The 19,175-nt window shown below is 63.4% G+C and carries 20 protein-coding genes; 12 read left to right on the forward strand and 8 right to left on the reverse strand.

All coding sequences use genetic code 11. From position 1 onward, the window contains the following. The first annotated feature begins 43 nt into the window (after positions 1-43). The 10 genes from NTH_RS16245 (at position 44) to NTH_RS16290 (ending at position 7,764) form a co-directional block, all read left to right on the forward strand. On the forward strand, positions 44-976 hold the full coding sequence (locus tag NTH_RS16245) for a heme o synthase (protein ID WP_338530990.1): 933 nt from the start codon (positions 44-46) through the stop codon (positions 974-976). 3 nt (positions 977-979) lie between these two features. Continuing rightward, positions 980-1,141 (forward strand): hypothetical protein, encoded by a 162-nt coding sequence (locus NTH_RS16250; RefSeq protein WP_338530991.1) that lies wholly within the window; start codon positions 980-982, stop codon positions 1,139-1,141. A 1-nt stretch (position 1,142) separates the two neighbouring features. Further along, complete coding sequence (locus NTH_RS16255) at positions 1,143-1,748, forward strand: cytochrome c oxidase assembly protein (RefSeq protein WP_338530992.1); 606 nt, start codon at positions 1,143-1,145, stop codon at positions 1,746-1,748. 1 nt (position 1,749) lies between these two features. Continuing rightward, a complete protein-coding gene (locus NTH_RS16260; protein WP_338530993.1) occupies positions 1,750-2,631 on the forward strand; it encodes a cytochrome c oxidase subunit 3 in 882 nt (293 codons plus the stop codon). A gap of 118 nt (positions 2,632-2,749) precedes the next feature. After that, on the forward strand, positions 2,750-3,139 hold the full coding sequence (locus tag NTH_RS16265) for a DUF983 domain-containing protein (RefSeq protein ID WP_338530994.1): 390 nt from the start codon (positions 2,750-2,752) through the stop codon (positions 3,137-3,139). Next, complete coding sequence (locus NTH_RS16270; protein WP_338530995.1) at positions 3,136-3,885, forward strand: SURF1 family protein; 750 nt, start codon at positions 3,136-3,138, stop codon at positions 3,883-3,885. Before NTH_RS16265 ends, NTH_RS16270 begins: the two co-directional genes overlap by 4 nt. Positions 3,886-4,005: 120 nt before the next feature. Next, positions 4,006-5,013, forward strand: a complete 1,008-nt coding sequence (ispH, locus tag NTH_RS16275) for a 4-hydroxy-3-methylbut-2-enyl diphosphate reductase (RefSeq protein ID WP_338530996.1) — start codon at positions 4,006-4,008, stop codon at positions 5,011-5,013. A gap of 1 nt (position 5,014) precedes the next feature. Continuing rightward, positions 5,015-5,983, forward strand: coding sequence for a homoserine kinase (locus tag NTH_RS16280; protein ID WP_338530997.1), 969 nt, complete (start codon positions 5,015-5,017; stop codon positions 5,981-5,983). Then, the gene (gene rnhA / locus NTH_RS16285) at positions 5,980-6,444 is read left to right on the forward strand and encodes a ribonuclease HI (RefSeq protein WP_338530998.1); all 465 of its coding nucleotides are present in this window, start codon (positions 5,980-5,982) and stop codon (positions 6,442-6,444) included. Before NTH_RS16280 ends, rnhA begins: the two co-directional genes overlap by 4 nt. A gap of 105 nt (positions 6,445-6,549) precedes the next feature. After that, entirely contained in the window at positions 6,550-7,764 is a 1,215-nt protein-coding gene (locus NTH_RS16290) for a hypothetical protein (RefSeq protein WP_338530999.1), read from the forward strand. 103 nt (positions 7,765-7,867) lie between these two features. Here NTH_RS16290 and NTH_RS16295 read toward each other — a convergent pair whose 3' ends face one another. The 3 genes from NTH_RS16295 to NTH_RS16305 form a co-directional block, all read right to left on the reverse strand. Then, the gene (locus tag NTH_RS16295) at positions 7,868-8,215 is read right to left on the reverse strand and encodes a YxeA family protein (protein WP_338531000.1); all 348 of its coding nucleotides are present in this window, start codon (positions 8,213-8,215) and stop codon (positions 7,868-7,870) included. Between the two features lie 233 nt (positions 8,216-8,448). Beyond that, positions 8,449-8,934, reverse strand: coding sequence for a peroxiredoxin (locus NTH_RS16300; protein ID WP_265515794.1), 486 nt, complete (start codon positions 8,932-8,934; stop codon positions 8,449-8,451). A 119-nt stretch (positions 8,935-9,053) separates the two neighbouring features. Next, entirely contained in the window at positions 9,054-9,914 is an 861-nt protein-coding gene (locus NTH_RS16305; RefSeq protein ID WP_338531001.1) for a protein-disulfide reductase DsbD domain-containing protein, read from the reverse strand. Positions 9,915-10,130: 216 nt separating this feature from the next. On the opposite strand from NTH_RS16305, the gene NTH_RS16310 reads away from it, so the two are divergent. Next, positions 10,131-10,715 carry a YqgE/AlgH family protein gene (locus tag NTH_RS16310; protein WP_338531002.1) on the forward strand — a complete coding sequence of 195 codons (585 nt, stop codon included), beginning with the start codon at positions 10,131-10,133 and terminating at the stop codon, positions 10,713-10,715. 233 nt (positions 10,716-10,948) lie between these two features. Here NTH_RS16310 and NTH_RS16315 read toward each other — a convergent pair whose 3' ends face one another. Beyond that, complete coding sequence (locus NTH_RS16315; RefSeq protein ID WP_338531003.1) at positions 10,949-11,398, reverse strand: hypothetical protein; 450 nt, start codon at positions 11,396-11,398, stop codon at positions 10,949-10,951. Positions 11,399-11,453: 55 nt separating this feature from the next. On the opposite strand from NTH_RS16315, the gene NTH_RS16320 reads away from it, so the two are divergent. Continuing rightward, positions 11,454-12,643, forward strand: a protein-coding gene (locus NTH_RS16320; RefSeq protein ID WP_338531004.1) for an IS3 family transposase whose coding sequence is annotated in 2 segments (ribosomal slippage) — positions 11,454-11,706 and positions 11,706-12,643 — 1,191 coding nt in all. Because the reading frame shifts where the segments join, the coding sequence is not laid out codon by codon here. A 15-nt stretch (positions 12,644-12,658) separates the two neighbouring features. On the opposite strand, the gene NTH_RS16325 is transcribed toward NTH_RS16320, so the two are convergent. From NTH_RS16325 to NTH_RS16340, 4 genes are all read right to left on the reverse strand, one after another. Further along, the gene (locus NTH_RS16325; protein ID WP_338531005.1) at positions 12,659-13,978 is read right to left on the reverse strand and encodes an AIPR family protein; all 1,320 of its coding nucleotides are present in this window, start codon (positions 13,976-13,978) and stop codon (positions 12,659-12,661) included. 285 nt (positions 13,979-14,263) lie between these two features. Further along, positions 14,264-17,104, reverse strand: coding sequence for an EAL domain-containing protein (locus tag NTH_RS16330; protein WP_338531006.1), 2,841 nt, complete (start codon positions 17,102-17,104; stop codon positions 14,264-14,266). An 87-nt stretch (positions 17,105-17,191) separates the two neighbouring features. After that, positions 17,192-17,764 carry a GNAT family N-acetyltransferase gene (locus NTH_RS16335; RefSeq protein WP_338531007.1) on the reverse strand — a complete coding sequence of 191 codons (573 nt, stop codon included), beginning with the start codon at positions 17,762-17,764 and terminating at the stop codon, positions 17,192-17,194. A 13-nt stretch (positions 17,765-17,777) separates the two neighbouring features. Then, positions 17,778-19,070 (reverse strand): M16 family metallopeptidase, encoded by a 1,293-nt coding sequence (locus tag NTH_RS16340; RefSeq protein WP_338531008.1) that lies wholly within the window; start codon positions 19,068-19,070, stop codon positions 17,778-17,780. Positions 19,071-19,175 lie beyond the last annotated feature (105 nt).

A 19,175-nucleotide genomic window follows, 5' to 3' on the forward strand; every position in this document is an offset into this window, starting at 1 on the left:
TCCGGACACATTCCCCGGACGCGGCATTCAGGACCGGACAATCATGGCGCTAGTCGAGCAGAAATATCTGGAAGCGTCGGACGCCCGCCTCTCCGAGGCGACGCCCGGCGACTTCATCCAGCTTCTGAAGCCGCGCGTCATGTCGCTGGTGGTCTTCACGGCTTTCGTCGGCATGGCCGTTGCGCCGGGCAGCCTGAACCCGCTCATCGCGCTGATCTCGATCCTGGCGATCGCCGTCGGCGCCGGCGCCTCCGGCGCTCTCAACATGTGGTATGACGCCGACATCGACGCGGTCATGTCGCGCACCGCGCGCCGGCCCGTGCCCTCCGGCAAGGTGATGCCCGGCGAGGCGCTGGCCTTCGGCATGATCCTGTCGGTCTTCGCGGTCCTGACGCTCGGCCTGATGGCCAACTGGCTCGCCGGCGGTCTCCTGGCCTTCACCATCTTCTTCTACGCCGTCGTCTATACGATGTGGCTGAAGCGCTCGACGCCGCAGAACATCGTCATCGGCGGCGCCGCCGGCGCGCTGCCGCCCGTCATCGGCTGGGCGGCGGTCACCGGAACCGTGACGCCGGAGAGCATCGTGCTCTTCCTGATCATCTTCCTGTGGACCCCGCCGCATTTCTGGGCGCTGGCGCTGTTCAAGACCGGCGACTACGGCCGGGCGGGCATTCCGATGCTGCCCAACGTTGCGGGCGAGGCGCATACCAGGAAGCAGATATTCGTCTATGCGGTGCTTGTCGCCGCCGCCGGCGTGGCCCCGGCCGTGATGGGTTTTGCAAGCCTGTCCTACGGCGCCATCGCGCTGACGCTGGGCGCCGGCTTCGTCTGGTATTCGTTCGGCGTTCTGCGCATGGATCCGTCCGACCGCCAGATGCGGCCGGCGAAGGCGCTGTTCGGCTATTCGCTGGTCTATCTCTTCGCCATTTTCGCCGCGCTGCTGTGCGATGCGCTGCTTGCCGGGCTCGGGAGCTAGGACATGGCGCAGGGACCGGAATATCTGAAACCGACCGAAAAGCAGCTCAAGGCGCGCCGCAAACGCAACGTCGCGATCGCTCTGGCGCTGGTCGCCTTCGTTGTTCTGGTCTATGTCGGCAGCCTTGCCAAGCTCGGCGCGCAACTGTTTGACAGGGCGCTCTAGGATGAGTGAAGAGATCAAAACCCCGAACGGCCCCGGCAGGCGGAACGCCGCCGTCGCGCTGGTATGTCTCAGCGTCTTCGTCGGCATGGTCGGCCTGTCCTACGCCGCCGTGCCGCTCTACCGGCTCTTCTGCCAGGTGACCGGCTATGGCGGCACCACGCAGCGCGCCGAACAGTTTTCCGACACCATTCTCGACAAGACGATCACCGTGCGTTTCGACGCGAACACCAACAGTCTTCCCTGGGACTTCGAGCCCATGCAGAGGCAGGTGACGCTGAAGATCGGCGAGACGGTGCAGATCGCCTATCTGGCCAAGAACCTGGCGCGCACGGCGACCAGCGGGACCGCGACCTTCAACGTCTCGCCGCCGCTGGCGGGCGCCTATTTCAACAAGGTGGAATGCTTCTGCTTCACCGAGCAGAAGCTGGAGCCCGGCCAGTCCTACGAGATGCCGGTGCTTTTCTTCGTCGACCCGGCAATCGTCGACGTTCCGGAGTTGAAGAACCTCACCGCGATCACCCTTTCCTATACATTTTATCCGCTGAATCAGAGCACGGCCGAAGCGCCGAAGAACGATGAAGCAAAAAACCAGAAGCTCGGGGGATAACATGGCCGACGCCCACGCCAAGAAGCACGACTACCACATCATCGATCCCAGCCCCTGGCCGTTCATCGCCTCGGTTGGCGCGCTCATCACCGCGCTCGGCGCGATCGCCTGGATGAGGGCGTCCGCAGGGTCCGAGTTCACGCTCTTCGGCGTCAACCTTGCGGGAGCCAATTTCTGGATCTTCGCCGTCGGCATGATCATCATCCTCTACACCATGTTCGCGTGGTGGTCGGACACGATCAAGGAGGCGCACGAGGGCCATCATACGAAGGTCGTCTCGCTGCATCTGCGCTACGGCATGATCATGTTCATCGCCTCCGAGCTCATGTTCTTCGTGGCATGGTTCTGGGCCTTCTTCGACGCCAGCCTGTTCCCAGGAGATCCGGCACAGGTTGCCCGGGCCGAATATACGGGCGGTGTCTGGCCGCCGGAGGGCATAGAGGTTCTCGATCCCTTCCACCTGCCGCTCTACAACACGATCATCCTGCTTCTGTCCGGCACCACGGTCACCTGGGCCCACCATGCCCTTCTGGAGAACGACCGGAAGGGGCTCGTGGCGGGCCTGGCGCTCACCGTTGCGCTCGGCATCCTGTTCAGCTTCGTCCAGGCCTATGAGTATCTGCACGCGCCATTTGCCTTCAGGGACTCCATCTACGGCGCGACCTTCTTCATGGCGACCGGCTTCCATGGCTTCCACGTCATCGTGGGCACGATCTTCCTGGCGGTCTGCCTGTTGCGCGCCATGGCCGGCGACTTCACGCCGAAGCAGCATTTCGGCTTCGAGGCGGCTGCATGGTACTGGCACTTCGTCGATGTGGTCTGGCTGTTCCTCTTCACCTTCATCTATGTCTGGGCGTCGGCGGGGGCGACGATCGCCCATTGACCTTGGCCTGACGAATGAAGGGGCGGCCTCGCTTTGGAGGCGGCCCCTTTTTTGCTTTTGATATGATGCCGTTCAGGACGAGCAACTGCTCGGGAACGACCGCGGGAGAAAGCCTGGAATGAGCGATGACAAGGCCATATGGCCGCCCGTCGACCCGGTCAGCGCCGGGCTGAAGGGGCGGTGCCCGCGCTGCGGCGAGGGGCGGCTGTTTTCCGGCTTCCTGACGGTGGCGGGGGGCTGCCGCAACTGCAAGCTGGACTACAGCTTTGCCGACGCGGGCGACGGGCCGGCGGTCTTCGTCATCCTCATCATCGGCTTCATCGTGGTCGGCCTGGCGCTTTGGCTCGAAGTGGCGACCGGCGCGCCGCTGTGGCTTCACTTCGTCCTGTGGCTGCCTTTGACGCTGGTCCTTTCGCTGACATCATTGCGTCTTATCAAGGGGCTCCTGATCGCACTGCAATTTCGCAACAAGGCGGCTGAAGGCCGGCTGGACAACGGGCACCCATGACGAGCGACGTGACAAAATCCCCTTCGCGGCGCAGCAGCTGGCTCCTGCTGGCCCTGAGCCTGCCGACCCTGATCCTGCTTCTCATCCTCGGCACCTGGCAGGTGCAGCGGCTGCAATGGAAGGAGGCGCTGCTGGACCGGATCAACGAGCGGGTGGCGGCCGAGCCCGTCCCGCTCGAGGAGATCGCCAGCGCCCATGCGGCCGGGGCCGACATCGAGTACCGGCCGGTAACGGTTTCGGGGCGGCTGATGAACGACCGCGAGCGGCACTATCTGGCGACCTGGCAGGGGCAGTCGGGCTTTTTCGTGCACACGCCCCTGGCGCTGGAAGACGGGCGCAGCATCTTCGTCAATCGCGGCTTCGTGCCCTATGACCGCAAGGACCCCGAAACCCGCCCGGCCGGTCAGATGGAGGACATCGTCCAGATCGGCGGTCTGGCGCGGACGGCGCCCGAGGAGAAGCCTTCCTTCATCGTGCCGGACAACACGCCCGACAAGAACGTCTTCTACTGGAAGGACCTGGACGCGATGGCCGCGTCCGCGCAACTGGCGCCGGAAGATGTCTATCCGTTCTATGTGGACGCCGACGGCACGCCCAATCCCGGCGGGCTTCCCGTCGGCGGCGTCACCCGGATCGACCTTCCCAACAGCCATCTGCAATATGCCGTGACCTGGTACGGACTGGCCTTTGCGCTTGTCATCGTGCTTGCGTTCTGGTTTCTGCGGCGCAACGACCACGACGCTTGACGCGGGCAGGGGACCGAACCATTTTCCTGCTGACCCCGCGAAGAGCCTTCTTGTTCTCCGCACTTGTGCGGACGTCAGGTGATTCCACCTGACTGCAAAATGCTATAGGAGCCACCGGCGATGAACGACGCGCAGAAAGAAAAGCTGACGGTGCGCCTTTGCGGCCCGCGCGGCTTTTGCGCAGGTGTCGACCGGGCCATTCAGATCGTCGTGCTGGCGCTGAAGAAATACGGCGCTCCCGTCTATGTGCGCCACGAGATCGTGCACAATCGCTATGTCGTGGAGGGCCTGCAGGAGCGCGGCGCCGTCTTCATCGAGGAACTGCACGAAATCCCGCCCGACCACCGCCATTGCCCGGTGGTCTTCTCCGCCCATGGCGTGCCCAAATCGGTGCCCGCGGACGCCGAGGCGCGCAACCTGTTCTATCTCGACGCCACCTGCCCGCTGGTCTCCAAGGTCCACAAGCAGGCGATGCGGCATGAGCGCCTGGGGCGCCACGTTCTCCTGATCGGCCATGCCGGCCATCCGGAGGTGATCGGCACCATGGGCCAGTTGCCCGACGGGGTGGTGACGCTGGTCGAGACCGTCGAGGACGCGGCCCGGCTAAAGCCGCCGGAGGGGGTGGAACTGGGCTTCGTCACGCAGACCACGCTTTCGGTGGAGGACACCGCCGGCATCATCCGCGCGCTGCAGGAGCGTTTTCCCGGCATGAAGGCGCCCGCCGCCGAATCCATCTGCTACGCCACCACCAACCGCCAGGAAGCGGTAAAGGCGGCGGCGCCTGGCTCGGACCTGTTCCTCGTCGTGGGGGCGCCCAACTCCTCCAATTCGCGCCGCCTGGTCGAGGTGGCGGAAAGGGCAGGGGCGAAAAAGGCGCTGCTGGTGCAGCGCGCCAGCGAGATACCCTGGGACGAGGTCGGAAACATTGGCGTTCTGGGCCTGTCGGCGGGCGCTTCGGCGCCGGAGATCATCGTCAACGAGATCATCGACGCCTTCGCCGAGCGCTACGACGTCACCGTGGACCTGGCGACCACCGCCGAGGAACTGGAGAACTTCCCCGTGATGCGCACGCTGCGCGACGTGGAACTGACCAGGGCGGACATGGCCTTTGTGAACGGAACGGTCTGAGGTGGCGGTCTATACGGACATCTCCGAAGAGGAGCTCGGCGCCTTCCTGCGCGGCTATGACGTGGGCGAACTTCTTTCCTACAAGGGCATCGCGGAGGGAACGGAGAACTCCAACTACCTGCTGCACACCAGCACCGCCTCCTTCATCCTCACGCTCTACGAGCGCCGGGTGGAGCGCGAGGATCTGCCCTTCTTCCTCGGCCTCATGGAGCATCTGGCGGGCAAGGGCGTCTCCTGCCCCTTGCCGGTGCACCGCCGGGACGGCGCGATGATCGGCGAACTGGCCGGCCGGCCGGCCGCGCTCATCACCTTTCTGGAAGGCATGTGGATGCGCCGGCCCACGGCACAGCACTGCCGCGAGGTGGGCAAGGCGCTGGCCGAACTGCACAACGCCGCCGCCGATTTCCCGCTCACACGAAGGAACGCGCTCGCGCCGCGCGACTGGGCGACCCTGTGGGAAGCCTGCCGGGACCGCGCCGACGAGGTGGAGCCGGGGCTTGCCCGCGAGGTCGAGGCCGGTCTTGAGGAAGTTCTTGCCGGCTGGCCCTCTCATCTTCCTTTCGGGGTGATCCACGCCGATCTTTTCCCTGACAACGTCTTTTTCCTCGGCGGCAAGGTGTCGGGGCTGATCGACTTTTATTTCGCCTGCAACGACCTGCTGGCCTATGACGTGGCGACCTGCCTCAATGCCTGGTGCTTCGAAAAGGACATCTCCTACAATCTGACCAAGGGGACGGCTCTGCTTGCCGGATATCAGAGCGTGCGGCCGCTCGACCCCGCCGAGATCGAGTTCCTGCCGCTGCTGGCCCGCGGCTCGGCGCTGCGCTTCATGCTGACGCGCCTGCACGACTGGCTGCTCATCCCCGACGGGCCGATGATCGAGAAGCGCGATCCGATGGAATATATAAGGCGCGTGCGTTTTCACCGGCAGATCGCAGCACCCACCGAATATGGGATCGAACCGGCTTGAAACGCATCGAAATCTTCACCGACGGAGCCTGTTCGGGCAATCCGGGACCCGGCGGCTGGGGCGCCGTGCTGCGCTACAACGACAAGGAGAAGGAACTTTCCGGCGGCGAGGCCGACACGACCAACAACCGCATGGAGCTGAAGGCGGCGACGGAGGCGCTGAACGCGCTCAGGGAACCCTGCGAGGTCGATCTTTACACGGACAGCAACTATGTCCGCGACGGCATCTCCGGCTGGATCGACGGCTGGAAACGCAATGGCTGGAAGACGGCTGCCAAGAAGCCCGTCAAGAACGCCGAGCTGTGGCAGGCGCTCGACGAGGCCCGCCGCCGCCACAAGGTGCACTGGCACTGGGTGAAGGGGCATGCGGGCCATCCGGAGAACGAACGGGCCGACGCGCTGGCGCGCGCCGGAATGGCGCCCTTCAAGAACAATGGCCGCCGGGCGCCCGCGCCGTCTTAACCTCGTTTGAAAGCCGGCATTTGCGCGCCTGCGGGCAAGTGCTATTGACCGTTCGGGACATGCGGCAGGTCGCATTGCGGCAGGTCGCACTGCGGTGGGGACGTCATGGCTTTATCTGCATGGATCGAGGCGACGATCGCCTGGCTGTACCGGACCTGGAACGCCCACGCCGGGCTTTTGGGCGCGCTCCTCATGGTCGGCTATTTTGCCGCCGTCGCCGCCGTCGCCTGGGCCTACCCGCTGGCCAATTGGGACATCGTGGCCTATGTCGCCGCCGCCCTGAACGACGGCGTGCGGAGCGCCGCGGAAGTCCACGGCCTTGCCTGGCGGGCGGTCGAGGAACGGGTGAGCGCGGGCGATTTTCTGGTCCTGACGGCGGATCGGCCCTACCGGATCCGCCAATATGCCGATCCGCAGGCCTTTGCGACCATGCTGGGCTTCTACGAGACCAAGATCGCCTATGTCGCGGTGATCGGGTGGCTTTCCCACTGGATGCAGGCCGTCGATGCGGTCCGTCTCATCTCGGCGGCCTCGGCGGTGGCCTTCGGGACGACCGTCCTCTTCTGGGCCCGGTCGCGGGGACTGCTGGGCCATGCGCCGCTGATACTGGCCTTCCTCGCCGCCGCCGGGTTTTCGGAGATGGCCCGGTCGGGCATACCCGATCTCTTCGCGGCGCTGTTCATTCTTCTTGCCGTGTGGAGCTACCTGCGGGGACAGGATGTGCTGACCGCCGCCGCCCTGGTTGCGGCCGTTGCCGTTCGCCCGGACCATGTCGCCTTCGTCGGCGTGTTCGCCTGCGCGGCGCTGCTGAAGCGCCAGGGCGCCGTCGCGGCGCTGGCGGCCCTTGCCGCGTCGGCGGCGGCCTATCTCCTCATCATGCGGGGCTCGGAGCATCCCGGCTGGTGGGTGCAGATGTGGTTCACCCACATCGAATATGTGCCGACGCTGGAGGGATTTTCGCCCGAATTCTCGCTGGCCGCCTATGGGCTGATCGTGGTCAGGGCACTCGTGCGCGCGCTCGTCGAGGAGAACTGGCTGCTTCTCCTGCTTCTGCTGGCCGCCGGCTACGGCCGGCTTCTGGCCCGCGATGCCTTCATGGAAGAGCGGGAGCGGGCGGTTCTATTGGCCGGCTTCGGCACGATCCTGGCAAAGTTCGCGGCGTTTCCGCTGTTTGAATCGCGCTTTCACCTGGCCTATCTGACCGTCATCGGAATGACGCTGCTGGCCGTCGCCGTGCGGAATGCGGCGACGGTCCATCAGGCGGCGGCCCCGGATCATCCCGCCATAGCAAGGAAACGGCAAAACAAGCTGGCCGTTTGATTTTCACGTAATCCGGCTCGGACGGGCCCGAGCAATTATGGGCCGCCTGACGGCAAGATGCCGTGGATTGCGATGGCGCTTGCCCGGACCCGTCGCCGGACCTTCACCGCAAGGCCGGCCGCACGCTCGGCGGCACGATATCCGGCCCCACTTCTTCCCAGGCCGTCACCTCACCGCCTTTGACGTAGAGCCGCAACAGGGCGCCATCCCTGAGCTCTTTCGGTGCCAGAAAGGCAAGCTGGGTCTGCGCGCCGTTCTCGCTGTAGCAGGAAAGCCGGTACTGGAACCGCCAGTCGCCAAACTCGGCACGGTCGAGTTCGGCGAATTCGGAGCCGACACGAACGTAGCACTGGTCGGCAAACCACCGATTGCTGTTCGCCGCAAACAATCCGAGGAACACGCCCACGGCGAGCAGAAGCAAGGCTACAATGACGATGATTATATACTTCATAATATTATCCTAAACATACAGTGTTAGAATGTATAAACGTAAACACTATATAAACGAACCTGCCGCGCCCGGCAAGCCAGGAGGAGCCGAGCGCAGGTCCGCCTTCGGCGAGGATCAAGGGGCGTGGCCGCCCGGCGTCCAGATCCGTTTCGCAGAAACGCCGAACTGATCCAACTGTTTGGATATGCGCAATTGCGGACGTCAAGGCGGCTTCCGCTTTTCCTGGAGTTTCTCTAGAGCTGGTCGAGTATGCGCGCGGCGCCGCTCGTCACGGCCTTGCCCGGCACTTCCTCCAGGTTGAGCTTCTTCACGACGCCGTCTTCGACGATCATCGAAAAACGCCTCGAACGCTGGCCGAGGCCCCGGTCCGAAAGGTCGGCGTCGAGCCCCAGCGCCCTGGCGAAGGTGCCGTTGCCGTCGGCCAGGAAAACCAGCCTGTCCTCCGCTCCGGTGAAACGGGCCCAGGCGCCCATGACATGGGCATCGTTGACCGAGACCACCGCAATGGCGTCGATGCCGCGCGCCGTTATGGCGTCGAAATTTTCGACGAAGCCCGGCAGATGATCGTTGCTGCAGGTCGGCGTGAACGCGCCCGGCACGCCGAACAGGACGATCCTGCGGCCGGCGAAGAAGTCGGCGACGCCGATTTCTTCCGCGCCGTTGGGGGACGCCTTCTTGAGCTTGACGTCTGGAAGGCGGTCTCCAACGGAAATCGGCATGCGGTGGTCTCCGGTCTGTCGCTTGGGTGGTCGGGCGGGTTCGGACGGCGGGTGCTGCGGTGAATGCGGCAGGATCCCAGGGGGATTTAGGACGCTTTTTGGCCGACTTCCAGAGACCGCTATCGTATTTCTTGCGGCACCTGTATTTCACCGGTCACGGCCTCCGCCGCCTGGACGAGGGTGTAGGAGATTTCCTGTTCACGGCCTCCGCCCTGCGGCGTCCCGCCCATGAGCGGAACGGAGAAACGTCCGCCGCCCATGTGCCGGGGCACGCCCAATTGCAGGTCGTCTGCGCCCGCCAGGAAAAGCTGCGCGGCATCCGGGTCGCCCGCGATGTCGGCGCTGAGGATGATCTCGCCCGGCCTGCGCTCTGCCTTCACGATCCGCAGGCCTTCCCGCGGCTGGCCCGGCAGTGCCATGAACGCCCGCTGGACGAGGAGGGCATCCTGCGGATTGTCGGGATCGGCGCCCGAATCGAACGAGAATGCCGCCTGGAAGGGAATGCAGATCGTCTCGCATATGCCGAGCAGCACTTCGCCCTCGATAATGCCGCCGCTGTTTGCCGCTTCCATCTTGAATGTCAGCGGCAGGGCGACGCTGTGCTTGTAGCCGGACCATGTGGAATATTCGTCGGTGACCCAGGCCGGCGCGGGGTAATGGATCTCCACCGCCTGCGCCGCCGACGATGGCGAAAGCTCTATCTGCGGCGGGATGCCGGCCTCGCCGGGCGCGCGCCAATAGGTTTTCCAGCCGGGCTTCAGCCGGATTTCCAGGGCGCCCCTCGCCACGCCGCGCGCGTCGGACAGCCCGGTTGAGACGATGCGGACGGCTCCCCCTTCGCTCTCCATCCATTGGCTGGAGGAGGCAAGGGCCGGGCTACCGGAAGCCACGAGAAGGGCGGAAGCAAGAAGCAGCGTTTTCATGACGGCGAAGATGTGCCGGCCGGGCCGGAAGCGCAATGACAGGGAGGCGAACCGCAATCATTTTCTCGTGAAACAGGGCTCATCAAAATCAAACCGGCGGTCCCTTTCATGCGAGGGGGAAAAGCGGTAGGCTTGCCTCAGAGCCTGTCTTGAAAGTCGTGATGGCGGACGGCGAACCGCGTTTATGCGCGCCGGTGCTCGAAAGGCGCCGTTCCCGGCTCGCCCTGACGGTTTTCAAGGCAGTCTCTTGGAACAGGCGAAGACGGTGCAATCATGGTCTCGACGGAAGGAAATCTCCAGAACCACTTCCTGATCGCCATGCCCGGCATGCGCGACGAACGGTTTCTGCGCTCCGTCATCTATCTTTGCGCCCATGGCGAGGACGGAGCCATGGGCCTGATGATCAATCAGGCCCAGCAGCTTGGTTTTGCCGACGTGCTGGTCGAACTGGGCATCCTGGAGCGCAGCCAGTCGATCCGCCTGCCGTACAATGCGCGCAAGATGTCGGTGCTCAATGGCGGCCCGGTGGACCGCAGCCGGGGCTTCGTTCTCCACAGCGGCGACTACATGGTGGATTCGTCCATGGCCGTTTCCGAGCAGATCTGCCTGACCGCCACGGTCGACATCCTGCGGGCGATCTCGGCGGGCAGCGGCCCGCGCCAGGCCATCATGGCGCTCGGCTATTCCGGCTGGGCCTCCGGGCAGCTGGAACACGAGATCGCCGAGAATGGCTGGCTGGCGATCCCGGCCACGCCGGAGCTGCTGTTCGGCAGCGACGTCGACACCGCCTATGACCGCATCCTTGCATCGATGGGCATAGATCCGACGCATCTCAGCCAGACCGCCGGCCACGCCTGAGACCCCGGCGGCGCCCCTGCCGGATTTGCGCATCCGATCAGCGCAACGGTGGCGGAAGTGGATTGTGAAGGCGCGCGCCGCTCCCTTGTCGAATTCAGAAGAGAATTGGCGTGATTTGCTCGGGTCAAGAGTGGAGGTGAAGGATCCCAGCGCCGGGTACTTCCGGTTCCGACCGCATTTCGGCCGTTGTCCTTCTTAGGATCGTTGCTTGAAAGCGGACATAGAGGGTCGGCCTAGCCAGCCTCTGGAATGGGTGTGGCGAGTGCTGCCAAGCGTCGCGCGGTGGCAATACGCTTTACTTCCTCAACGAGCGGCCGAGATTTAGCGCTGTCGCGGGCGACCGGTAATCCGGATGCTGCAAGTGCCTGACGAACTATCATGACGGCTTCATCGAAGGCTTGCTTGGCTTTGGACGTGTCGGCCAATTGATCTTTAAGGGCATTGCTATAGGTTGCGATCTTCTTGCCGCCTGCGCCAGGGAACTCTTCCTCTTCAAAACGTGACCGAAACGCATAGAGTAGGAAGTACTTGAACGGGCGGATATCGCGCTCTTCGTTGGTCAGTTTGCGAATAGCGATTTCGAAGCGATATGCCGCCAAGGCAGCGACGAAATACGATTCCGGCTTGTGGGAGGACTGAAAGACGCGATCTTTCACGGTCTTCAATAGTGTTTGACCTGCCACGGGTAATTTCCTCCAGTTTTGATTAGAGTCCGGCCCTCGTTTGAAGGACGGACGGATGAAGCGAAAGCGATTTACGGAAGAGCAGATCATCGCGGTTTTGCGCGAGCAGGAAGCCGGTGCGAAGGTGGCGGACGTGTGCCGCAAGCACGGCATTTCCGATGCGACCTTTTACAATTGGAAAGCCAAATATGGCGGCATGGACGTCTCCGATGCCAAGCGGCTGAAGGCTCTCGAGGAGGAGAACGCCAGGCTGAAGAAGCTGCTTGCCGAGCAGATGCTGGATGCGGCGGCGCTGCGCGAGCTTCTGACAAAAAAATGGTAGGGCCCGCTGCAAAACGCGACGCCGTCGCGCATCTGAGGTCCGCCATGGGCCTGTCGGAGCGGCGGGCCTGCACGATCATCGGTGCCGATCGCAAGATGATCCGCTACAGCTCCTGCCGTCGGCCGGAGACGGAGTTGCGCGGCAGGCTGCGCGAACTCGCCAACGAACGCCGGCGCTTCGGTTATCGGCGGCTGTTCATCCTGCTTCGCCGCGAGGGGGAGGCATCGGGGATCAACCGCATCTACCGGCTCTACCGCGAGGAAGGACTGGCTGTGCGCAAGCGCCGGTCACGTCGGCGGGCTGTCGGCACGCGGGCCCCGATCCTGGTCGAGGCGCGGCCGAACGCGCGCTGGTCATTGGATTTCGTCCATGACCAGTTCGCCTGCGGGCGCAGGTTTCGCGTGCTCAACATCGTCGACGACGTGACACGCGAATGCCTGGCGGCGGTGCCCGACACCTCGATCTCCGGCCGACGTGTCGCGCGTGAACTGACCGATCTGATCGGCCGCCGCGGCAAGCCGGGCATGATCGTCTCCGATCACGGGACCGAGTTCACCTCGAACGCGATCCTCGCCTGGTCGAAGGATCATCGGGTGGAATGGCACTACATCGCTCCCGGCAAGCCCATGCAAAACGGCTATATCGAGTCCTTCAACGGCCGCATGCGCGACGAGCTCTTGAACGAAAGCCTGTTCTTCGGCCTCGATCATGCCCGCAGCGCCATCGCTGACTGGGTGAAGGATTTCAACACAGCGAGGCCGCACTCCTCGCTCGGCTATCAGACCCCGGCAGCCTATGCCGAGGTCCTCGCCGCAACCGGCTCCAGCACTGCGCAAATTGAAGGCTCCGCGCCTCCGCCGGTTGCTCAACCCGCGCCGCAAGGCGTAACAGAAACGGTCGAGGCTCTAATCGCGGCTGGATGAAAGTTCCGTGGCAGGTCATGTTCCCTGATAACGACTGGCCTGATTAGGGGAATCTAGGAACATGGAGGCGTAGCACTTCAACTGGTTCCCAATGGTGACTATGCGACTTTTTTCGATCCTCCCATCGCTGGCATACTGCTTGGCCCGCCGTTCGTAGAATAGCTTCGTGTCGCCTGCCACCCCTCGATAAAAATCTTCCAGGTCGCGTTGAAACTGTGTGAGCGCCAAGAGGTCGTTTTCCTCGACGTTGGTCTGCTTGTTCGTCGATTTGATGATGCTCTGCGCAACATCCTCACTGACAGTATGGATGAGTTTGATAGGGACGAAGAGGTCCCCGGTTATCAGATGCTGGTTTGCAAAGAGGACGTGACTGGTCTGGCAGCCGTTCACGATCTGATAGTCCTCGAGCACGTATTTGCTTGACGTTACCCTGATGTCTCGAGCGACCACGGTTATTCCATTGTTTCGAAGTACGAACTGGTCGAAAAGGCCGTCTGTGATGGTCTTGGCTATGTCGGCGTTAACAGGATTTTCACCTTGGAAGTCTCGCACGTTGTCAACGAACACCGACTTGATGATGTCGCCATCATCATCAGCAAGCAGCTTGAGAAATTCCGTGACCGGAAGTACGCCGAGATAGGAGGCGCTCACTCCGTCAATTGTCGGTAGAGTGATGAGCTTTTCAAACTTCACCTCACGCGAAATGCTCGTCTTCGTGGCGCGGTAAAGTGCTTGAATCTGCCGAGCGCCCAATGCCTCGAAAATTACATCGGAGAACAAATTAGTATCAAGGAGGTCTTGCCTTTTACGCTTGATTGCCTCCACTAGATACGGATCGTCCGTCCAGTTTCCGGTACAAACGTAGTATACACGACAGACAGGATTGTCCTTCAAGCGGGATGCATTTTGGAGAACGCGCTCTTTTATTTCAACAAGCTTCCTCACCTCGTCATTTACCGGGAGCTTCTGATTGTCGGAGAAAACTTCGTTAACGAGGTTATCCCCCAACGCAATAATTGCTGCGCCATCGAAGCTGGAGGAGGATTTTGCCTGAACGATAATGAACTCAGCGTCCAAATACCCGTTCAGTGCCAATACGTCATTGATGTAGTCTGCGTCATCGGCAAGGCGACCATTCACTTTTACCGCGAAAGCGTCGACATTTAGGTCCTGGCCGTCACCTACAACCAAGTCGGACGTCTCGAACTCCTCAGTATAGTGGGAGCTGATGACACTATACGCCGCAAAATGCTCAAATTGCTTGTCAGGAGGCAATCCCGTCAGAGCGTGGCTTTCAACGAAATCTCTTACTAGAGCTTGGGTAACCGAATCCATCGAGCGTTCTCACTAGCTGTCGGCTGTAAGCTATCGAACAACGCATGGTGATCAAGGAAAACTTGCAAAGGTACTTCCCATGCTTGGGGTATCGACTATCGACCAGGTCTGCCTTCCCTGATTGAGCTCATAAAAGCCGCCGTGCCGCTCCCCACCCCTTCTGCGACTCTGCGCGTGCCGAGACTTGAGTTTTCACATTTTCGCCCCCTACTCAAAGCAGGGGAGAAGCAAATTCGGTCTTGATCTCAGGCCCGCTTCCGGGAGCGATGGGTGAATGTCGCGCCGTCACGCCTGGGCCAGGGGGTACTGCTCCTGCAGCAGTTTCAGGGTCGATTCGGCATCCGCCGGCACGCCGAAATGGAAGCTTTGCGCATACTCGCAGCCGGTCTGGCGCAGCAATTGGGCGTCGGCTTCCTCGCTCACGCCCTCGGCGACGACCGACAGGCCGAGATCGTGCGCCATCGACACCATGGAGCGCAGCAAAACGTCGCCCTTAGAGCTCGGGTCGTCGAGGAAGCTCTTGTCGATCTTGATCGTGTCGAAGGGGAAGCGGGTGAGATAGGCGAGCGAGGAGTAGCCCGTGCCGAAATCGTCGAGCGACAGGCCGATCCCGAGTTCCTTGAGCTTCGCCAGCACATGGGCGGATTGCTCGGGATTGTCCATGACGAGCGATTCAGTGAGTTCGAGCCGGAAGCATCGCGGCTTGATGTTCGACCGCGCGATCACCGAGCGCACGTCGCCCACCAGGTCGCGGCGGATGAGCTGGCGGCTGGAAAGATTGACCGACATGAACAGGGGCACGTCGCCGAGCTGCTTCTGCCAGGCGTGGAGATCCTCGGCCGCCTGCTGCATGGCGAAGAGGCCGAGCTGGACGATGAGGCCCGAGCTCTCGGCGATGGGGATGAAATCGGCCGGGGGGATGGTGCCGCGGCGCGGGTGCTCCCAGCGCAGAAGCGCCTCGAAGCCGGCCACCGAATGGTCCTCCAGCCGCACGATGGGCTGGTAGGCCAGCCGCAGCTCGCGCCGCTCGACCGCGCGCCGCAGATCCGATTCGATCTGCAGCCTGTCGGTGCCGATGGAGCGGAAGGCGGGGCGGAAGGGCTCTATGCGGTCGCCGCCGAAACGTTTTGCCTGATACATGGCAAGCTCGGCGTCCTTGAGCATTTCTTCGGCCGCGCTTTGCGCCGAGGTCCACGATACCAGGCCGATCGACGGCGTCAGGACGATCTCGCGGCGCGCGAAGGTGACGGGCGTGCCGATCGCCTGGCGCACGGCCTCGGCCACCGAGGCGATGCGCGCCGGATCCTGCTCCGACAGCAGCATCATGGCGAACTGGTCGCCGGCGATGCGCGAGAGCGAATCGCCGGGGTTCAGCAGGCGGTGCAGCCGCCGCGCGATGGTCAGCAGGATGGTGTCGCCGGCCGAAATGCCGAGCTCGTCATTGACCTGCTTGAAGCGGTCTATGTCGATGACGAGGACGGTGGGGCGAATGTTGCGCTCGCTGCTCGCCATGGCGATGGTGGCATCGAGGCGGTTCAGGAAGAGCTCGCGGTTGGGCAGGCCGGTCAGATTGTCGTGGACGGCGTCGTGCAGAAGGCGCTCCTCGGCCTTCTTCTGCTCGGTCACGTCGACCATGGTGCCGACGCAGCGGATCACCTCGCCGTCCGAGCCGATGACGGGGCGCGCGCGGAGCGAAAACCAGTGATAGTGCCCGTCGGCCCCGCGCACGCGGAAGCTCTGCGAAATGCGCCCGCGGCGGTGTTCGAGGATGACGTCGAGCGTGGTGCGGAACGTGTCGCGGTCGTCGGCATGGAGCAGCGGCAGCCACGAGCGCGCCGGCCCGTGCAGGGTGTTGGCGGGCAGCCCCATCTGACGGCTGATGTCCGGCCGGGTGATCACCCGGTCGCGCAGCACGTCCCAGTCCCACACGACGTCGCCCGAGCCGGTGATGGCCAGCGCCTGGCGCTCCATGTCGCTGAACAGCCCCTGGAAAAGCGCGCTGCCGGAAAAGGCGTGCTGCATGACGGTGAAGCCGATCAGGAGCACGATGAGGATCAGGCCGCCGCCGATGGCCGGCTGCACGATGTCGTTGTCCAGCCTGCCGGTGACCGCCATCCAGGCGCCGACCAGCCAGACCAGAACCATTATCCAGCTCGGAACGAGCATGATGGCGCGGTCGTAGCCCTGATAGCCCAGATAGAGGATGAGGCCGAACCCGACCACCGCCGTCGCGGCGAAGGAAAGGCGGGCGATGCCGGCGGCCATCGCCGGGTCGATTACCGCCACCCCGGCCAGAAGCACCAGGCCGAGGATCCACGCCAGCACGCCATAGCTGAAATGGTCGTGCCATCGATTGAGGTTCAGATAGGCGAACAGGAAGATGACGAAGGTCGCGGCCAGCGCCACCTCCGTGCCGGCCCGCCACAATTGCTCGGTCCCCGGCGAAATCTCGACGATGCGGTTGAGAAAGCCGAAATCGATGGAGATATAGGCCAGGATCGCCCAGGCGAGCGCCGCCGTCGCCGGGAACATGGACGTGCCCTTGACCACGAAGAGAATGGTCAGGAACAGCGCCAGCAGGCCGGCGATGCCGATCACGATGCCGCGGAACAGCGTGTAGGAGTTGACCGTGTCCTTGTAGGCGGACGGGGCCCACAGATAGACCTGCGGCAGGTTGCGCGAGGACAGTTCGGCAACGAAGGTGACGACCGTATTGGGATTGAGCGTGACCAGGAACTCGTCCGCGTCGCTGCTTTTCTGGCGGTCGAGGGCAAAGCCCTCGCTGGGCGTGATGGAGGCGATGCGCCGCGAGCCGAGATCCGGCCAGATCAGGCCCGATCCGACCAGGCGGAAATGCGGCGCGACGATGAGCCGGTCAAGCTGCTCGTCGGTGGTGTTGGCCAGCGCGAAGACGGCCCAGTCGCCGGTCGACCCGGCGTCCTGGGCCTCCACCTCGATGCGCCGCACGATACCGTCCGCGCCGGGCGCGGTCGACACCTGGAAATTCTCCCCCTGTCCCCGGTAAATCTCCACCGCATCGGAAAGGTCCAGCGCTACGTCGTCGGGCGAAATCTTGATGGGTTCGACCGCGGCTCCGATGGCCACGAAACCGGAGAGCATGAGCATGGCCGTCGCCAGGATCAGGAACAAGCGATGTGCGACTGGCGGGATACGCTGCAACGTCAGCCTCTTCGAATTACGGACAGATACATCTTATGCCCCAGCGACAATCGCGTATAAAAAATGGTCGTGCCATGAGCCATTGATCCGGAGGTAGGACCTGGCAAGTCCTTCGCGCTGAAATCCGGCTTTTTCAAGCAATCGTATTGAACGCTTGTTCTCGGGAATACAGGCGGCCTCCAGGCGGTGCAACCTCATGCGCTCGAATGCGAAGGGGATAACGACCCCGAGCGCGTCGAGCATGAGGCCCTGGCCGGCGAACCGCTCGCCCATCCAGTAGCCGACGCTGGCCGCCTGCGCGACACCGCGCCGCACATTGGACAGCGAGATGCCCCCGGCAAGCTGCCCGCTTTCCTTCTCGAAAACGAAAAAGGATATGCCGGCCCCCCGGTCGTATTCGGAGCGGTAGCGCTTCAGCCGAAGACGGAAGGAGCGGCGGGTCAACTCGTCCGGAGCCCAGCTCGGCTCCCAGGGTTCAAGGAAGGCGCGGCTTTCCCCGCGCAGCGCCGCCCAGGGCTCGTAGTCCTCCGGACGCGGTGCGCGCAGCCGCACCCTTGCGCCCTCGAGCGCCGGCATGTCTCGGCGGAAGAAGGGCGGCAAGAGCATGACCGCCGAAGTCTCAGACGGCCAGTCTGCGGGGCATCTGACGCCGCGTCATCAGCGTGTCGCTGATCGCCTCATACGGGGCGAGCGAGCCGACGGGACCGACCGCGGTCACCGTCGGCTTGGAGGTGAACAGCCGCGCGGAAAGGTCGGCAAGCCGCTCGACGGTCAGACCCGAAAGCCGGTCGATCAGCTCTTCCATCTCGATGGGGCGGCCATAGAGCAGTAACTGCCGGGCGATCTGCGAGGCGCGGCTGGCGGAGCTTTCGCGCGACATCATGAGCCCGGCGCGGTACTGGGCGCGCGCCCTTTCGAGCTCGGTTTGATCGATCCTCTCGCCCGCCCTTTGCAGCTCATGAAGGATGACCGGAACCAGCTCCTCGATATCGCTGCGCCCGGTCGCCGCATGAATGCCGAATATGCCGGTATCGGAAAAGCCCCAGTGAAAGGCGTAGACGGCATAGCAGAGCCCGCGCTTCTCGCGCACTTCCTGGAACAGCCTCGATGACATGCCGCCGCCGAGGATCATGGAAAGGACCTGCGAGGCGTAGAAGTCGCGCACATGATAGGCGCGTCCCTCGAAGCCAAGAACGATCTGCGCGTCCATCAGGTCGCGATCCTCGCGATAGTCGCCGCCCACATAGTGGGCGTATTGCGGCACGGCGGTCTCGGCCTTGGCGCGGAAGGTGCCGAGGCGCGATTCGACCTCGCGGACGAAGTCGTCGTGCTTCACGCCGCCGGCGGCCACGACGACCATGCGGTCGGCGCCATATTGCCGCTCCAGGAAACCGTGAAGCTGCGCGGAGGTGAAGGATTCCACTGTTTCCGGCGTGCCGAGAATGGAGCGCCCGACCGCCTGATGGCGGAACGCGGTTTCGGTGAAGCGGTCGAACACCACATCGTCCGGCGTGTCGTGGGCGGCGCCGATCTCCTGCAGGATGACGTGCTGCTCGCGCTCCAGCTCGGCCGGTTCGAACTTCGAATCCGTCAGGATATCGGCAAGGATGTCGATGGCGAGCGGCAGATTGTCCTGCAGGACGCGCGCGTAGAACGCGGTCGTCTCCACGCTCGTCGCCGCGTTGATCTCGCCGCCGACATCCTCGATGTCCGTGGCGATCTGCAGCGCGCTGCGCTTGCCGGTGCCCTTGAAAGCCATGTGCTCGAGCAGGTGGGCCATGCCGTGCTCGTCTTCCCGCTCATTGCGCGAACCCGATTTCACCCATATGCCCAGCGAAACGGATTCCATGTGCGGAAGGGTTTCGGTTGCGACCGTCAAGCCGTTCGACAGACGGCTTACCTCTACACCCATGCGGAACTCACTCCCTACCAGTATTAATCCGCCCTTGATCAGGCCCGGTGATTTTCAGGTTCGTGCGGGCTGCAAATGGCGCTTTTCCGCGCTGCCGGTGCTCAA

The organism is Nitratireductor thuwali, assembly GCF_036621415.1.
In the GTDB taxonomy this organism is placed as follows: domain Bacteria; phylum Pseudomonadota; class Alphaproteobacteria; order Rhizobiales; family Rhizobiaceae; genus Chelativorans; species Chelativorans thuwali.

Coding starts and splice junctions, on each gene's coding strand:
- NTH_RS16300 (WP_265515794.1), bottom strand. CDS start 8,934: ATGCCGATTTCCGTTGGAGACCGCCTTCCAGACGTCAAGCTCAAGAAG.
- NTH_RS16270 (WP_338530995.1), top strand. CDS start 3,136: ATGACGAGCGACGTGACAAAATCCCCTTCGCGGCGCAGCAGCTGGCTC.
- NTH_RS16295 (WP_338531000.1), bottom strand. CDS start 8,215: ATGAAGTATATAATCATCGTCATTGTAGCCTTGCTTCTGCTCGCCGTG.
- NTH_RS16245 (WP_338530990.1), top strand. CDS start 44: ATGGCGCTAGTCGAGCAGAAATATCTGGAAGCGTCGGACGCCCGCCTC.
- NTH_RS16290 (WP_338530999.1), top strand. CDS start 6,550: ATGGCTTTATCTGCATGGATCGAGGCGACGATCGCCTGGCTGTACCGG.
- NTH_RS16255 (WP_338530992.1), top strand. CDS start 1,143: ATGAGTGAAGAGATCAAAACCCCGAACGGCCCCGGCAGGCGGAACGCC.
- NTH_RS16325 (WP_338531005.1), bottom strand. CDS start 13,978: ATGGATTCGGTTACCCAAGCTCTAGTAAGAGATTTCGTTGAAAGCCAC.
- NTH_RS16335 (WP_338531007.1), bottom strand. CDS start 17,764: ATGCTCTTGCCGCCCTTCTTCCGCCGAGACATGCCGGCGCTCGAGGGC.
- NTH_RS16250 (WP_338530991.1), top strand. CDS start 980: ATGGCGCAGGGACCGGAATATCTGAAACCGACCGAAAAGCAGCTCAAG.
- NTH_RS16265 (WP_338530994.1), top strand. CDS start 2,750: ATGAGCGATGACAAGGCCATATGGCCGCCCGTCGACCCGGTCAGCGCC.
- NTH_RS16260 (WP_338530993.1), top strand. CDS start 1,750: ATGGCCGACGCCCACGCCAAGAAGCACGACTACCACATCATCGATCCC.
- NTH_RS16330 (WP_338531006.1), bottom strand. CDS start 17,104: ATGCTCATGCTCTCCGGTTTCGTGGCCATCGGAGCCGCGGTCGAACCC.
- ispH (WP_338530996.1), top strand. CDS start 4,006: ATGAACGACGCGCAGAAAGAAAAGCTGACGGTGCGCCTTTGCGGCCCG.
- NTH_RS16340 (WP_338531008.1), bottom strand. CDS start 19,070: ATGGGTGTAGAGGTAAGCCGTCTGTCGAACGGCTTGACGGTCGCAACC.
- NTH_RS16310 (WP_338531002.1), top strand. CDS start 10,131: ATGGTCTCGACGGAAGGAAATCTCCAGAACCACTTCCTGATCGCCATG.